General features: G+C 70.7%; 15 protein-coding genes. 10 read left to right on the top strand and 5 right to left on the bottom strand.

The window, feature by feature from the left end:
- Positions 1 to 92 precede the first annotated feature (92 nt).
- The 10 genes from OG496_RS37335 to OG496_RS37290 all read left to right on the top strand — a co-directional run bounded on the left by OG496_RS37335 (position 93) and on the right by OG496_RS37290 (position 9570).
- Positions 93 to 857 carry a hypothetical protein gene (locus tag OG496_RS37335; protein ID WP_405974001.1) on the top strand — a complete coding sequence of 255 codons (765 nt, stop codon included), beginning with the start codon at positions 93 to 95 and terminating at the stop codon, positions 855 to 857.
- Positions 857 to 2101, top strand: a complete 1245-nt coding sequence (locus tag OG496_RS37330) for an ATP-binding protein (RefSeq protein ID WP_405974000.1) — start codon at positions 857 to 859, stop codon at positions 2099 to 2101. Before OG496_RS37335 ends, OG496_RS37330 begins: the two co-directional genes overlap by 1 nt.
- Positions 2102 to 2298: 197 nt before the next feature.
- Positions 2299 to 2757, top strand: coding sequence for an SH3 domain-containing protein (locus tag OG496_RS37325; protein WP_405973999.1), 459 nt, complete (start codon positions 2299 to 2301; stop codon positions 2755 to 2757).
- A gap of 61 nt (positions 2758 to 2818) precedes the next feature.
- On the top strand, positions 2819 to 4177 hold the full coding sequence (locus tag OG496_RS37320; RefSeq protein ID WP_405973998.1) for an FtsW/RodA/SpoVE family cell cycle protein: 1359 nt from the start codon (positions 2819 to 2821) through the stop codon (positions 4175 to 4177).
- Between the two features lie 8 nt (positions 4178 to 4185).
- Positions 4186 to 5643, top strand: coding sequence for a penicillin-binding transpeptidase domain-containing protein (locus OG496_RS37315; protein WP_405976790.1), 1458 nt, complete (start codon positions 4186 to 4188; stop codon positions 5641 to 5643).
- 44 nt (positions 5644 to 5687) lie between these two features.
- Positions 5688 to 6215, top strand: coding sequence for a DUF3291 domain-containing protein (locus OG496_RS37310; protein ID WP_405973997.1), 528 nt, complete (start codon positions 5688 to 5690; stop codon positions 6213 to 6215).
- A 109-nt stretch (positions 6216 to 6324) separates the two neighbouring features.
- Positions 6325 to 7263 carry a diiron oxygenase gene (locus OG496_RS37305; RefSeq protein WP_405973996.1) on the top strand — a complete coding sequence of 313 codons (939 nt, stop codon included), beginning with the start codon at positions 6325 to 6327 and terminating at the stop codon, positions 7261 to 7263.
- Between the two features lie 160 nt (positions 7264 to 7423).
- Positions 7424 to 8077, top strand: coding sequence for a TetR/AcrR family transcriptional regulator (locus tag OG496_RS37300; protein WP_399387202.1), 654 nt, complete (start codon positions 7424 to 7426; stop codon positions 8075 to 8077).
- 10 nt (positions 8078 to 8087) lie between these two features.
- Positions 8088 to 8390: a hypothetical protein gene (locus tag OG496_RS37295; protein ID WP_399387200.1), complete on the top strand. Its 303-nt coding sequence runs from the start codon at positions 8088 to 8090 to the stop codon at positions 8388 to 8390.
- Positions 8391 to 8493: 103 nt separating this feature from the next.
- A complete protein-coding gene (locus tag OG496_RS37290) occupies positions 8494 to 9570 on the top strand; it encodes a C40 family peptidase (protein ID WP_405973995.1) in 1077 nt (358 codons plus the stop codon).
- On the opposite strand, the gene OG496_RS37285 is transcribed toward OG496_RS37290, so the two are convergent.
- The 5 genes from OG496_RS37285 to OG496_RS37265 are packed head-to-tail and all read right to left on the bottom strand — an operon-like array spanning position 9567 to position 15074.
- Entirely contained in the window at positions 9567 to 10820 is a 1254-nt protein-coding gene (locus tag OG496_RS37285; protein ID WP_405973994.1) for a styrene monooxygenase/indole monooxygenase family protein, read from the bottom strand. The two genes, OG496_RS37290 and OG496_RS37285, sit on opposite strands and share 4 nt — an antisense overlap.
- A gap of 25 nt (positions 10821 to 10845) precedes the next feature.
- Complete coding sequence (locus OG496_RS37280; RefSeq protein ID WP_366489851.1) at positions 10846 to 11508, bottom strand: ATP/GTP-binding protein; 663 nt, start codon at positions 11506 to 11508, stop codon at positions 10846 to 10848.
- Positions 11489 to 11899 carry a DUF742 domain-containing protein gene (locus OG496_RS37275; RefSeq protein WP_327401342.1) on the bottom strand — a complete coding sequence of 137 codons (411 nt, stop codon included), beginning with the start codon at positions 11897 to 11899 and terminating at the stop codon, positions 11489 to 11491. The genes OG496_RS37280 and OG496_RS37275 overlap by 20 nt, the downstream gene beginning before the upstream one ends.
- Positions 11896 to 12399 (bottom strand): roadblock/LC7 domain-containing protein, encoded by a 504-nt coding sequence (locus OG496_RS37270; protein WP_366489849.1) that lies wholly within the window; start codon positions 12397 to 12399, stop codon positions 11896 to 11898. Before OG496_RS37270 ends, OG496_RS37275 begins: the two co-directional genes overlap by 4 nt.
- On the bottom strand, positions 12396 to 15074 hold the full coding sequence (locus OG496_RS37265; protein ID WP_405973993.1) for a nitrate- and nitrite sensing domain-containing protein: 2679 nt from the start codon (positions 15072 to 15074) through the stop codon (positions 12396 to 12398). Before OG496_RS37265 ends, OG496_RS37270 begins: the two co-directional genes overlap by 4 nt.
- Positions 15075 to 15367: the final 293 nt, after the last annotated feature.

Here is a 15367-nt window from a genome sequence, read left to right as displayed (position 1 = left end):
TCGTTCCCTCAACCCACCCGCACATATGAACAAAAAGGACTTCCCTACGAATAGGGTGTACGGGTCCCACACCAGCGCCCCGCAGGAGAGCAGTGCCCCCCAGTCGCCCCGGCCGTCCCGTGCGCGCCGCCCGCACCACCGCCGCCGTCGCCCTGCTGCTCGCGACCGCGGTGGCCTGCGGCGACACCGGCGCGCTGCGGGCCTCGGGGGCGACACCCACGGCGACCAGCCCCGCCAAGCTTTGGCCGAATCTGTCGCCCGCCTCCTCCCCCGCCTACGACTTCGACGAGGCGGACACGGAGACCGTGAAGGGCATCACCGTCCCCGGCGACGACATCCACAAGGTGGATCCGATCGCCGTCGTACGCGCCGAGATCGCCGCGAACCCAAGTGACTACGACGGCTCCAAGGCGCCGTACCGGGGGACCGCCGAGCGGATCGGCGACTGCGAGAAAGGTGGGGACCGTAGCGCTTGTCCCGTTCTCAAGCCCTACTACCGCGATCTCACCGGCGACGGACGCGACGACCTGACGCTCGGGTTCCGGCTGCTGCCGACCAAGATGACCGCGGTGCGCGTCTACACCGTCGAGAAGCACCGGCTCGTGCAGGTCATGGCCAACGACGACGCGGTCAGCGGGGTCGAACTGGCCGGGCATTCGGTGATCATCCGCTCGCCTTCGGAGCTCGCGGGGTACGAGTACCGCGTGCAGTGGACCTGGGACGCGGACCAGAAGGCGATGCTGCTGACCCACGACGAGTTCCTGCGCACGGGCAGCCGTAAGCACGGAGTGCGCCGCGCGACCCCCGCGCCTCCCGGGTCCCCCGCCTCTCCTACGTCCCCCTCGGCGACCCCGTGATGAGGCTCGCGCTGCCCCGCTGGGCCGGGACCCTCGCCTTCAAGGCGGCCGTGTTCATCACCGTGATGTGCTGCGCGCTGGCCGCCCTGCTCGGCGTACTCGTGCATGTCTCGGTGACCGACCAGACCGTCGGCCAGGCCCGCGACCTCGCGCTGTCGCGGCTGAAGGAGGCGACGACGCAGTACGAGGCCGGGGACTCGCTCGTGCACGGCGCCGGCGTCGACCCCGAGGACCTGCCCGTTCCGCTGCGGCAACTGGCGGGGGCCGGGGAGCGCGGCACGATGGTCGGCACGCACCGGGGGCGCCCCACGATGTGGGCGGCAGGCCCGGCCTCCGGCGACCGGGTGCTGGCCGTCGGGGTCGACTACTCGCAGGGTTCGAGCACCATCGCCGGACTGGACCGGGCGATCGTCTGGTCCTCCGCGCTGGCGATCGGGGCGACGCTGCTGGTCGGCGCGTTCGCGGTGACCCGGGTGACCCGGCGGTTGCACGGGACGGCGCAGGTCGCCCGGCGGATCAGTGCCGGTGACCTGGACGCGCGGGTCGACGATCCCCGTACGAAGGACGCGACCCTGCCGCAGGACGAGGTCGCCGCGGTGGCCGCCGCGCTCGACACGATGGCCTCGTCGTTGCAGGGCAAGCTGCTCAGCGAGCAGCGGTTCACGGCGGATGTCGCGCACGAGTTGCGCACGCCGTTGACCGGGTTGCACGCGGCGGCCGAGTTGTTGCCTCCGGGGCGGCCGACGGAACTGGTGCGGGACCGGGTCGCCGCGTTGCGCACGCTCACCGAGGATCTGCTGGAGATCTCCCGGCTCGATACGCGGCGGGAGAAGCTGGAGCTGGACGCCGAGCGGCTGGGGGCGGTGGCCGAGCGGGTCGTGCGGGCGTCGGGGGCGGACGCGGAGGTCGTCGTCGTACGGGACGGGTGGGTGGAGACGGATCGGCGGCGGCTTGAGCGGGTGCTGGGGAATCTTGTCGCCAATGCGTACCGGCATGGGCGGGGGCCGGTCGTGGTCACCGTCGACGGGGCGGTCGTGACCGTGCGGGATCACGGGGACGGGTATCCGGAGTACCTCGTCGAGCATGGGCCTCAGCGGTTCCGTACGGAGGGGGGCGCTACGGGGCATGGGCTTGGGCTGACCATCGCGTTGGGGCAGGCGGAGGTGTTGGGGGCGCGGCTGGAGTTCGCGAATGTGGACGCCGGCGATGGTGGCGGGGCGCTTGCGACGTTGACGCTCGGATAGCGCTCGGATAGGTGGAGAGCGGTAGTTCGTCGGCCGCGGGTCGGTGGAGCCCGGTCGCGCCCACGCGGCGGAGCCGCATATCGGCACAGCCCCGCGCCCCTGTCGGTGCTCGTGTGGACCAGTGTGACGAGCGGGCCCCCCTCCCCCCTCCTAATGTGGCGATTAGTCAGGTTCGCCCCACCCCTGGAGGTTCCCCCATGTCCCTCAGCCTCTCCCTCCGCCGGCTCGGTATAGCGGTCGCCGCCGGTGCGCTGGTCACCGCCGCCGCTGTCACTCCCGCCGTGGCCGACGACGAATGGGGCGACGAAGACCCGGGCGTCAGCCGTCAGGACGACGGCGGGTGGAACCAGCAGGGTGACGACGAATTCGGCGGCCGCGGTGACTACGACCACCAGGGCGACCACGGCGATCACGACAACCCGCGCCTGTACCGAGGCGTCGTCACGGCCAGTCAACTCGCCCTGCGTTCCCGCCCGGACCGCGGCAGCAGGATCATCCGGTACGCCTACCGCGGTGAGCGCGTCTCGATCTTCTGCAAGACCGGCGGCTCGAACGTCGGGGGCAACCCCCTCTGGTACCTCCTCACGGACGGCACCTGGGCCTGGGGCTCGGCGCGCTACATCGACAACATCGGCCCCGCCCCCCGCTGGTGCTGACGGACGAGACACACTCCCCACCCAAGGCACACAACCCGCACCATTTGGGTAAGTTCCGGACATGACCAACGCCGGAACCACCGTCACAGCGGACCTTCCCACACCCGCTGTACGCCTCCCCCGGCGCCGTGGCATCGAACTCACCCTCATCGTCGTGGCCGTACTCCTCTCCGTGTACGGCTACTGCGCTGTCGGTCTCGCGAAGAACGGCACGGTCCCGCCCGGCGCCGCCGGCTACGGCGCCGGGCTCGGCGTGCTCGCCCTGCTCGCGCACATCGCGGTGCGGCTGCGGGCCCCGTACGCCGACCCGCTCCTCCTCCCGATCGGGGTCCTCCTCAACGGCCTCGGGCTCGTCCTCATCTACCGGCTCGACCTGGAGACCCCGGGCGACCGGGCCGCGCCCACCCAACTCGTGTGGTCCACCCTGGGCGTGACCCTCTTCATCGTCGTGGTCGTGGCCCTGCGCGACCACCGCGTGCTCCAGCGCTATGCCTACGTCTGCGTGGCCGCCGCCCTCGTCCTTCTCACCCTGCCGGTCCTCTTCCCGGCCGTGAACGGGGCCCGGATCTGGATCCGGATCGGCGGATTCTCCATCCAGCCGGGCGAGTTCGCGAAGGTACTGCTGGCGGTCTTCTTCGCCGCGTACCTCGCGGCCAACCGCAACGCGCTCGCCTACGCCGGCCGCCGCGTCTGGCGCCTCCAGCTCCCCACCGGCCGGGTCCTCGGCCCGATCGTCGCGATCTGGCTGCTGAGCGTCGGCGTCCTGGTCATGGAACGCGACCTCGGCACCTCACTCCTCTTCTTCGGCCTGTTCGTGACCCTCCTCTACGTCGCCACCGGCCGCACCGGCTGGATCGCGGTCGGCCTGCTGCTCGCGGCCCTCGGCGCGGTCGCCGTCGGCTGGCTCGAACCGCACGTGCACAGCCGCGTCCAGGACTGGCTGCACCCCTTCGCGTCGATCGACGCGGGCCAGGGCCCCAACCAACTCGCCCAGTCCCTCTTCGCGTTCGCGGCCGGCGGCATGCTCGGCACGGGCCTCGGCCTCGGCCACTCGATCCTCATCGGCTTCGCCGCCAAGTCGGACTTCATCCTGGCCACGGCCGGCGAGGAACTCGGCCTGGCCGGCCTCTCCGCGATCTTCATCCTCTACGGCCTTCTCGTGGAGCGCGGCTACCGGGCGGGCCTGGCACTGCGCGACCCCTTCGGCCGGCTGCTCGCGGTCGGGCTCGCCTCGATCGTCGCGCTCCAGGTGTTCGTGATCGCGGGCGGGGTGACGGGCCTGATCCCGCTGACCGGCATGGCGATGCCGTTCCTCGCCCAGGGCGGCTCCTCGGTCGTCACCAACTGGGCGATCGTGGCCCTGCTGATCCGGCTGAGCGACTCGTCCCGCAGACAGTACGACATCGAGGTGGCCGCGTGACCGACTCCATGACCCGTCACATCCGCCTCGCCGCGGCCTTCTGCACCCTGCTCCTGCTCGCCCTGCTGGTGAACGCCACCCGCATCCAGGTCTTCCAGTCCCGTTCCTACGACGACAACATCGCCAACCGCCGCCACACCATCGCCCGTTACGACCAGCCGAGAGGCGGCATCCTCGTCGGCGGCAAGCCCATCACCGGCTCCCGCGACTCCGGCGAGCAGCTCCGCTACGAACGGACGTACAGGAACGGCCCGTTGTACGCGCCGGTCACCGGCTTCGCCTCGCAGGAGTACGGCACGACGTTCCTGGAACACTCCGAGGACGGCATCCTCGCCGGCACCGACTCGATGCTCTCCCCGTTCCCCCTGTGGAACGACCTCACCCGCGCCCAGAACCCCGGCGGCAACGTCGTCACCACCCTCAACCCGGCCGCGCAGCAGGCGGCGTTCGCCGGACTCGGCGCGCGCACGGGCGCGGTAGCCGCGATCGAACCGTCCACCGGCCGCATCCTCGCGCTGGTCTCCACCCCGTCCTACGACCCCGGCGCCCTGTCGGGCAACAGCCGTTCCGCGAACCGCAGTTGGGCCCGCCTGAACGCCGACCCGAACAAGCCGATGCTCAACCGGGCGGTACGGCAGACCTATCCGCCGGGTTCGACGTTCAAGGTGGTCACCGCGGCGGCGGCGCTCGACGCGGGCGTGGTGACGGACCTGGACGCGGCGACCGACTCCCCCGACCCGTACACACTTCCCGGCACGTCGACGACCCTCACGAACGAGGGCGACGGCTGCGTGGACGCGCCGCTGCGCTCCGCCTTCGAGTGGTCGTGCAACACGGTGTTCGCCAAGCTGGGCGTGGACGTGGGCGTGAAGGACATGAGCACCACGGCGGAGGCGTTCGGCTTCAACGACACCGACGCGCGGATCCCGTTCTCGGTCTCCCCCAGCACCTTCGACACGACCCTGGACAAAGCCCAGTTGGCGCTGTCGTCGATCGGCCAGTACAACACGCGGGCCACGCCGTTGCAGATGGCGATGGTCGCGGCGGCGGTCGCGAACGGCGGGCAGGTGCGGGAGCCGTACCTGGTGGAACGGACGACGAGGCGGGGCGGCGAGACGGTGTCGACGCCCGGCTCCCGCCCCGTCCGCCAGGCCATACACCCCGCAACTGCCGTACAGATGAAGGAACTCATGGAGGACGTGGTCACCGAAGGCACCGGCACGAACGCGGCCATCCCCGGCGCGACCGTCGGCGGCAAGACCGGCACCGCCCAGCACGGCATCGGCAACTCCGGTACGCCGTACGCCTGGTTCGTGTCCTGGGCGCAGGGTGAGCGGGACATGGAGCCGAAGGTGGCGGTCGCTGTGGTGGTGGAGGACGCGTCGGCGGACCGGTCGGACATCAGCGGCGGCGGCGACGCGGCACCGATCGCGAAGGCGGTGATGGAGGCGGTGCTCGGTTCCTGAGACGGGGGTACCGGGGCCCGAGCACGCCGACCTACCGTTCGGTCATGACCGATGACTTAACGACACCCGCGCACGAACTCGCCCAGGCCAACGTCGGCCGCCTCAAGTTCCCGCTGGATTCCCCGGAGTTGACGGACTTCGTGGCGGCCCTCGACCCCGTGAACGCCACCTCCGACACCGCCGAGGGCTTCGTCTGGCGCCTCCAGTCCGACACCGGCAACGCGACCGACGTCCCGGTCCTCGGCGACGACTGGCTGATCGTCAACATGTCGGTGTGGCGCGACCCGGACGCCCTCACCGCGTTCATGTACCAAGGCCAACACAGGGAGTTGCCGGCCCGCCGCCGCGAGTGGTTCGAGCGGGTGCGGGAGGCGATGGCGGTCCTGTGGTGGGTTCCGGCGGGCCACCGGCCCACGGTGGCGGAGGCGGAGGAACGGCTCCTGCGTCTGCGGGCGCACGGCCCGTCGCCGTACGCGTTCACGCTGCGGACGTCGTTCCCGGCACAGGGGGCGGGGCCGGTGGAGTCGGTGCCGCCGGTCGACATCCCGGAGGGGCTGGGCTGTTCGGTGTAGCGGAACAAAGTCCCGTCGAGGGGATTGACGAGCTTGCTGACAAGCAGTCTCATAAGACATCGGAGGATGTGACCCCGGGTAACACGCCGATCCGCGAGGTGGGAGAACCATGACGACCCTGACCGAAGCCGACGCGGTCGACGGGCTGCGTGACGCGCTCGGGCTGCTGAAGGACCGCGAGCAGGTCGCGGAGCGGTTGCTCGCGTCCTCCGCCAAGCACTCCTTCGATCCCGACAAGGAGCTGGACTGGGACGCGCCCTTCGAGGACGGCAAGTGGTTCTGGCCGCCGGAATTGGTGTCCCTGTATGGCACCCCGCTGTGGAAACGCATGGGCGAGGAACAGCGCATCCTGCTCTCCCAGCACGAGGCCGCGGCGCTCGCCTCGCTGGGTATCTGGTTCGAGCTGATCCTGATGCAGCTGCTCGTCCGGCACATCTACGACAAGGCGGCGACGAGTGCGCACGTGCGCTACGCGCTGACCGAGATCGAGGACGAGTGCCGGCACTCGAAGATGTTCGCGCGGTTGATCTCGCGGGGCGACGCCCCCTGGTACCCGGTGAGCCGTGCCCATCAGAACCTCGGGCGGCTCTTCAAGACCATCTCCACGACGCCCGGTTCGTTCACGGCGACGCTGCTCGGGGAGGAAGTCCTCGACTGGATGCAGCGGTTGACGTTTCCGGACGAGCGGGTGCAGACGCTGGTCCGGGGGGTCACGCGGATCCATGTCGTCGAGGAGGCGCGTCATGTCCGGTACGCGCGGGAGGAGTTGAGGCGGCAGATGATCACCGCGCCGCGGTGGTCCCAGGAGTTCACGCGGGTCACCTCCGGGGAGTTCGCGCGGATCTTCTCCATCGCCTTCGTCAACCCTGAGGTCTACACGAACGCAGGGCTCGATCGGGCGGAGGCGGTGGCCCAGGTGCGGGCGAGTGGGCATCGGCGGGAGGTCATGCAGAACGGGTCGAAGAAACTGACGGCCTTCCTCGACGACATTGGTGTGCTGCGGGGTGTGGGGCGACGGCTGTGGAAGGCGTCCGGGCTGCTGGCCTGAGTTCACAGTGCGGCCCGGTGGGGGCCGGTCGCGCCTCGCGGCGGAGCCGCAGATCAATACAGCCCCGCGCCCCTGAAAGACGGCCCGTTGCAGCCGGCCTGCTGCCAAGGGGCGCGACCAGCCACAACGCAACCCGCACCCGCCCGACTACCCTGCACCCATGCCCCCCGCCGCCTCCACCCCCGCCTACCGTCGCCTGAACGTCGAGGAGCGGCGCAGCCAGCTTCTCGACGCCGCCCTCAGCCTCTTCGCGCACCGTGCCCCCGAAGAGATCTCCCTGGACGACGTGGCGGAGGCGGCCGGGGTCTCACGCCCCCTGGTGTACCGGTACTTCCCGGGCGGCAAGCAGCAGCTCTACGAAGCTGCCCTCAGGTCCGCCGCCGACGAACTCCAGCAGTGCTTCGACGAACCCCGCGAGGGCCCGCTCCTCCCCCGCCTCGCCCGCGCCCTGGACCGTTACCTCGGCTTCGTCGACCAGCACGACGCCGGTTTCAGCGCCCTGCTCCAGGGCGGCAGCGTCGTGGAAACGTCCCGTACGACGGCCATCGTGGACGGCGTCCGCCGGGCGGCGGCCCTGCACATCCTCAGCCATCTCGGGGTCACCGACCCCGGACCCCGCCTCCGCATGACCGTACGGATGTGGATCACGGCCGTAGAAGCCGCGTCTCTCATCTGGCTCGACGAGGACAAGCAGCCGCCCCTGGACGAGTTGCGGGACTGGCTGGTCGAGCAGTTCGGGGCGGTGCTGTCGGTGACGGCGCGGCGGGATCCGCAGACGGCCGCGCTGGTCCAGGGCCTCGCGGCGGATGGCTGAGACTGGTCCCGTGAAGAGCGAAGAGACCCCGTTCGAGGGCGGCCCGATGGACGGGCGTTCCCTGCCCGTGCTGCTCGGCCCGACCGGCACCCCGCCGAAGACGTACCGCATCCCGGTCCCCGACGACGCCGGCGGCCCGCCCACGGTCCTCGTGTACCGCCGGGTCCCCCGCGCCCACAGCAAACGGCTCGGCCTCCCCAAGGGCTGGAAGTACGAGTTCGACCCGGAGGGGAAGCGCGGCAGCGCTCTGCGCTGGCCATGGACCAAGCCAGACGCCACGCCGGGCGGCAAGCCGGACGACACCCACGGGTGACGGGGTTACGCCGAACCGCGCACACCCGGCGCGCGGACCCGCCGCCCCCGGCTGATGCTCACGGTGCGGGGCGGAAGGCCCGCCGCGCACCGGAGGTGATGACGTGTCAGGAAGGCTTCTGCGTCTGGTCTGTACGGCAGCGGTGGCGGCCGGCACCGTCCTCGCACCGCTGCCCGCCGCGGCCGTACCCGAACCGCGGGCGCCCGGACAGCGCCCCGTGGCCGCGCTGCTGACGGACCTTCAGACGGTGTACCGCGATGCCGAACAGGCCACGGAGACGTACAACGGCACCGAGGAGAAGCTGAAGAAGCAGCGCGCCGAGGTCGACCGCCTCGACTCCGAACTGTCCCGCGCCCGCCTCACCCTCCACGACAGCCGCGGTGCCGCGGGCCGGCTGGCCCGCGAGCAGTACCAGAACAGCACCGCCATCTCCCCGTACGTACGGCTGCTCCTCGCCCGCGATCCCCAGCACGCGCTCGACGAGGGCCATGTCATCGGCCAGTTGGCGCGGGAGCGCGCCGAGACGGTGGGCCGGCTGGTCGGCAGCGAGAAGAAGAGCGACGGCCTGGCCCGCGCGGCCCGCAGGGCCCTGGACGCCCAACTCACCCTGGCCGCCCGCCAGAAGAAGGACCAGGACGACGTCCGCAAGCGCCTCGCCGACGTCGAGAAACTCCTCACGTCCCTCTCCCCCGACCAACTCACCGCCCTGGCGGCCTTCGAGAAGACCGACGTCGACAAGGCCCAGCAGAAACTGGTCACTTCGGGCGCCCTGGGGGACGACACCCGCGAACCGTCACGAGAGGGGGACCGTGCCCTCCGCTACGCCGTACAGCAGATCGGCAAGCCGTACGAGTGGGGCGCGGAGGGCCCGAAGACGTACGACTGCTCGGGCCTGACGTCCGAGGCGTGGGGCCACGCCGGGACACCGATCCCGAGGACGAGCGAGGAACAGTGGGCCGAGCTGCCGAAAGTCCCGCTCGACGAACTCCGCCCCGGCGACCTGGTGATCTACTTCCCCGAGGCGACGCACGTGGCGTTGTACTTGGGCGCGGGCCAGGTGGTGCAGGCCCCCCGCACAGGCGAGAAGGTCCAGGTGTCCCCGATCGCGAGCTACCCGATCCTGGGAGCCGTACGCCCGGACCCGCACCCGCCAACTCCCCACAACCCCGACGGCGATTAGGCCCCGGCAACAGAAGCCAGGTACGCCCCGGTCTTCTCCGGCTCGTAGAAGAAGTTCTCGAAGTCGGCCGGATCGTCGAACGCGTTGGCAAAACGGTCCGCCACCGGCTGCAACTGCCCAGCCGCCCCGATGAGGTTGAGAATGTGCTCCGGCGGCGGAGACAGCATCGCGTTGGTCCACTTGGTGACGTGCTGCGCAGTCTGCCAGTACCGCTCGAACGTGGCCGTCATCCAGTCCCCGTCGAACTCCTTCTCCCCGTGCTCAAGAATCGACGCGAGATACGAAGCGGCGCACTTGGACGCGGAGTTGGACCCCTGCCCGGTGATCGGGTCGTTCGCTACGACGACGTCCGCCACGCCCAACACCAGCCCACCGCCGGGCAGTTGGCCCACGGGGTTACGGACGGTGGGGGCATAACGTCCGGCCAACGTCCCGCCCGCGTCCGTGAGTTCGACGCCCCGCGCCCGCTCGTACTCCCACGGCGTGAACTTCTCCATGAGTTCCAGGGTCAGGGAGAGGTGCCGTGCCGGGTCCTTGATGCCGTTGAAGACGTCCAACGGCCCGCCGGGTATGCCCTCCCAGAACAGGATGTCCGCCCGCCCGGACGTGGTCAGCGTCGGCATGACGAACAACTCGCCGACGCCGGGCACCAGGTTGCAGCGGACCGCGTCGAACTCCGGGTGCTCCGGGCGCGGGCCGAGACCATGGACGTACGACACCGCGAGGGCGCGCTGCGGCTCTGTGTACGGGGAACGCTCCGGGTCGCGGGCAAACATCGACACCAGCTCGCCCTTGCCCGCCGACACCAGCACGAGGTCGTACGTACGGGAGAAGTAGTCGAGGTCGCCGACTGCCGCGCCGTGGATGACCAGTTGGCCGCCGCGCTGGGCGAACGTCTCCATCCAGCCGGCCATCTTGACCCGCTGGTCGACCGACTGCGCGTACCCGTCGAGCTTGCCCACCCAGTCGATCGCGCGCTGTGTCGGCCCCGGGTCGTGCGAGCCAGGGGCGGCGACCGAGACGCCGAGTCCTTCGATCTTCGGGGCCTGGGACTCCCAGAAGTTCAGCTGGAGATCGCGCTCGTACCGCAGTGCCGTGGTGAACATGCACTGCGTCGACATGACCCGCCCGGAGCGGATCTCGTCCGCCGTCCGGTTGGACATCAGGGTGACCTCGTACCCGTGCGACTGGAGTCCGAGGGCGAGTTGGAGCCCGGACTGGCCGGCTCCGACGACGAGTATCTTCCGCATACGGGTGGTGGCTCCTTGGTCGCGACTACTCGGGGGTGACGTCCAGCGCGTGGCCGACGAGCGCGAGCAGGGTCTCGATGGCCGAAATCCGCCGCCGCGCATCCATGATCATGACAGGTACGTGCGCGGGGACCGTCAACGCCTCCCGCACGTCCTCCGGTTCGAACCGCTCGCTGCCGACGAAGTGGTTGACCGCGACGATGTACGGCAGCCCGCAGCTCTCGAAGTAGTCCAGCGCGGGGAAACAGTCCTTGAGACGGCGGGTGTCGGCCAGCACGACGGCGCCTATCGCGCCGCGCACCAGGTCGTCCCACATGAACCAGAACCGCTGCTGTCCCGGCGTACCGAACAGGTAGAGCACCAGGTCGTCGTCGAGCGTGAGACGGCCGTAGTCCATGGCGACCGTGGTCGTCATCTTGCCGGGGGTGGCCGTGAGGTCGTCGGTCTCCTCGCTGGCCTCGGTCATCAGCGCCTCCGTCTGGAGGGGCTGGATCTCGGAGACGGCGCCGACCATGGTGGTCTTGCCGACGCCGAAGCCGCCGGCCACCACGATCTTCGTGGCGACGGGCGCGCGCGTGCGGTCCTGCTGCCAGGGCCGCAACTGCTCCTCGCCATCGAGGAGTTGCTTCTCGTCGTTGAGGAGCGGGGCGACGCCGTAGGCGGCGGCGTCAGAGACGACGGAGTCCACTCAGCACCTTTTCCAGCAGAGCGCGGTCAGGACGGCCCGTACCGTGAGCGGTTCCGGTTCCGTACACACGGATCTTTCCCTGGTCCGCGAGATCGCTCAGGAGCACGCGGACCACACCGAGCGGCATCTTCAGCAGCGCGGCGATCTCGGCCACCGTGCGCATACGGCGGCAGAGTTCGACGATGGCCCGCATCTCCGGCATGACCCGGGTGTTGAGGGAACCGTTCGTCAGCTCCTTGCGCTCCTCCGGGGCTTCGAGCGCCGCCACGAAGGTCTCCACGAGGAGGACATGGCCGAACCGGGTACGGCCGCCGGTGAGCGAGTAGGGGCGTACCCGGGCGGGTTTGCGGTCGCCGCCGCGCACCGGGAGCCTGTTGGGCGTACGGCTCATCGAGCACTCCCCGAGGTCGCGTCTTCGAGGGATTTCCGTAGCTCGCTGCGGAGTTCGGGCGTCAGGACGTGCCCGGCGCGGCCGACGAAGAGTGCCATGTGGTACGCCACGACGCTCATGTCGCAGTCCGCGGAGCCGTGCACGCCGAGCAGCGAACCGTCGCTGATCGACATCACGAAGAGGCTGCCCTCCTCCATCGCGACCATGGTGTGCTTCACCGGTCCTGAGTCCAGCAGTTTCGCGGCGCCGATGGTGAGGCTGCCGATGCCGGAGACGATGGTGGCGAGGTCTGCGGCGGAGCCTCGCGGTCCGGTGCGCTTGGCTTCGAGAGCTTCCTTGGCCTGGGCGTTCCTCCCCGGATCGGAGGAGAGGAGCAGCAGGCCGTCGGAGGAGACGACCGCGACCGACTGGATGCCGGGCACCTCCTCGACGAGGTTGCTCAGCAGCCAGTGCAGGTTGCGGGCTTCACTGCTCAGTCCGAAGGTACTGGGCGCGGTCAACTGCTTGCCTCCTCGACGGTGCCCCCCGTGGGTTCTTCGGATCGTGCGGTTGCGCTGCGCGGGGCCGGGACCGGGTTCTGGCCGGTCTTCTCGGCGATCTCCGCTTCTACGTCGCGGTAGCCGGCGGAGGCTCCCGCGCGGAAGCCACCGAGTCTGCGGCGCAGGGCGTCGGCGTCGACCGTGCCGGTCCGCTGGCGCGGGGCCTGGGCGGGTTGGGTGATCTTGGGGGTGCGTTTGGGGAGGCCCTTGTCGGTGACGGGGTCCTCGTCTGCCGCTCGTTCGTGTTCCACGGCTTCGGCTTCGCCATCGGCTCGGTCCTCCGGCGTCAGCGGCAGCAGGAGTTCCATCGTCATCTCCGCGGGAGACTCCGCCGGGATCTCCACCGGATGTCCCGCCGGAGCCTCCGCCGGCGTTTCCGCCGGGGTCTCCCGTACCGCCTGCTCCGCGAGGGCCACCAGGGGGTCCGTGTGGTCCGAACGGCCGTGCAGGACGTTGGAGTTGGCCTCCGCGGAGGCGCCGGGGAGGGAGTAGGAGTGGGTGTCGCCGGTCAGCGGGGTGGCGGACGGGACCGCTGAGGTGGGGGCCGACGCCAGCAACGGGCTCGGGAGGACCACCACCGCCGCGATGCCGCCCTGTTTCTGGTCGCGGAGCTGGACTCGGACGCCGTGGCGGTGGGCCAGGCGGGCCACGACGTACAGGCCGAGGCCCAGGCCCTCCTCGCCCTCCTGGTCGTAGGGGGACTCCGGGTCGAACTCGGCGAGGCGGGTGTTGAGGCCGGTCAAGCGGCTGATGGTCATGCCGATGCCCTCGTCCTGGACGGAGAGCATGACCTCGCCGTTCTCCAGGAGCCAGCCGGAGATCTCGACGGGGGCGTCCGGCGGGGAGAACGAGCTCGCGTTCTCCATCAGTTCGGCCAGCAGGTGGCTCAGGTCGTCCGCCGCGAAGCCCGCCACGTGGGCGTGCGGGGGGAGTGCCGAGATGCGGACGCGTTCGTAGCGTTCGATCTCGCTGACCGCCGCGCGGACCACGTCGACCAACGGGACGGGTCCGGCGTGCTGTTGGACGTGTTCGGTGCCGGCGAGGACGAGGAGGTTCTCGCTGTGGCGGCGCATGACCGTGGCGAAGTGGTCGAGCTTGAAGAGGGTGGAGAGGCGGTCGGGGTCCTGCTCGCGCTCCTCCAGACCCTCGATGACGGCGAGTTGGCGCTCGACCAGGCCCAGGGTGCGCAGCGCGAGGTTGACGAAGGTGCCGCCGATGCTGGTGCGCAGCCGCTCCAGCTGGCCTGCCGAGTCGGTGGCTTCGGCGCGGAGTTCCTCGCGGGCGTCGGCCATCTTCTGGCGCTGGCCGACGAGGTGCTTGCGGTCGGCCTCCAGGGTGGCGATGCGCTCGTGGAGGGCGGCGGCGTGCGCGTGCAGGGAGTTGACCGAGCGGACGACCTGGGCGAACTCGTCGTTGCGGCCGGTGAACTTGATGGACTCCTCGGTGGTCGGGTCCTCGGCCTCGGCCAGGCGTGCCGAGCCGCGGCGCAGCACCGACAGCGGGCGGGTGAGGGTGCGGGCCATGGCGGTGGCGATGCCCACGGCGAGCAGCATGAGGGCGCCGAGGATCGCGACGCGGAGTTCCAGCGCCTTGACGTCGTCGTCGCGGAGCTGGGCGAGGTCCTTGGCGCCGTCGACGTAGAGCGCGGACTCCTCGCCGCGCATCAGCTCGACGCGGGCGGAGAGCGCCGCGTCGAGCTTCTTCGTGCTGGTGTCCAACTGGCCGTCGGACAGGGTGGGCTGGGCGGTGAGGGAGGCGAGGTACTTCTCGGCGGAGTTGACGTCGGACCCGGTGACCACGGAGTCGTAGCCCGCGACGGCGTCCTTCGTCGCGCCCTCGCGGAAGTCGGCGAGGGCGGCGTCGGAGCGCAGCCGGGCCTGCTGGGCGGCGGCGCTGAGGGCGTCGCGCTCCTTGGCCTGGGCCTTCGTGGAGGTGGTCTCGGTGACGGAGAGACCGGTGATGGGGCTGATGACCGTCTCGGTGGTCGTCGGCACGTTCAGGGCGGCGAGGAGCAGTCCCCTGGCGGCGGCGGCCTGTTGGACGGCTGCGTCGAGTTCGGCGAGCGCGTAGGCGCCGGAACCGGCCCGCGGCGGCATCTTCTCCGCCAACTGCTCGGCCAGCCGGTGCAGTTCGGTGATGGCGCCGGAGTACGCGACATGCGTCTCCAGCGCGCTGCTCTTCCCGGTGAGCGCGGCCCGTCGTACGGCGGCGACGTCGTCGAGGTCCGAGCGGAGCGCGGCGGAGATGTCGGTGTCGGCGCGGAGTTCCTCGACCTGGCGGTCGACGCGGGCGCTGCGGTCCTCGTCGGGGGCCTGGGACTTGGGGCGCCCGGCGGCGATGTACGAGGTGACCGCGTCCCGCTCGTCGGCGAGCGAGTGGGCCAGCGACAGGGCGTCCCGGGTCTGCCCGGCGAGCGTCACCAGGTCCTGGGAGTCGCTCAGTTGGCCCGAGGCGGTGACGAGGGAGGGAACACCGGCCGCGGCGATGGCGGCGGCCACGACGGCCACCGCGATGATCAGCCGGTTGCGGACGTGGGTACGGCGCCCCCTGCCCGCGGGGTCGGGCGTGGCGGCACCGGTGGCGCCCCCCTGAGGGGCCGTCTGCTTGCCTGTGCGCCGCGGCCGCTTTTTCTGCACCGGTGCTCGCATTCCTGACTCGTGAGACCCATGGGCCCGGGTGACGCTCCGTCATCCCGGTACGGCGACCCTCCCAGTGCCGGTAGGCAGTGGCCGCGCATCGTCCGGCCCGCCACCCGAAGGAGTGAACCCCGGAGGGGAGTTGGCGGGCAAGTTCCGGCGGCCGCCCCAAAGCCCTCGCGGCGTGCGCCGGTTGGACGTGAGCGGCGGGCTTTGGCAGGATTCGCCGCCACGCATTCCCGGAGTGATCCATTACAGCCCAAACCAGGCGTCTGACCTGCACGACTGCGCCT

The organism is Streptomyces sp. NBC_00988, from assembly GCF_045162645.1.
Taxonomy (GTDB): Bacteria; Actinomycetota; Actinomycetes; order Streptomycetales; family Streptomycetaceae; genus Streptomyces.
This window is presented reverse-complemented; position numbering and strand designations above follow the sequence as displayed.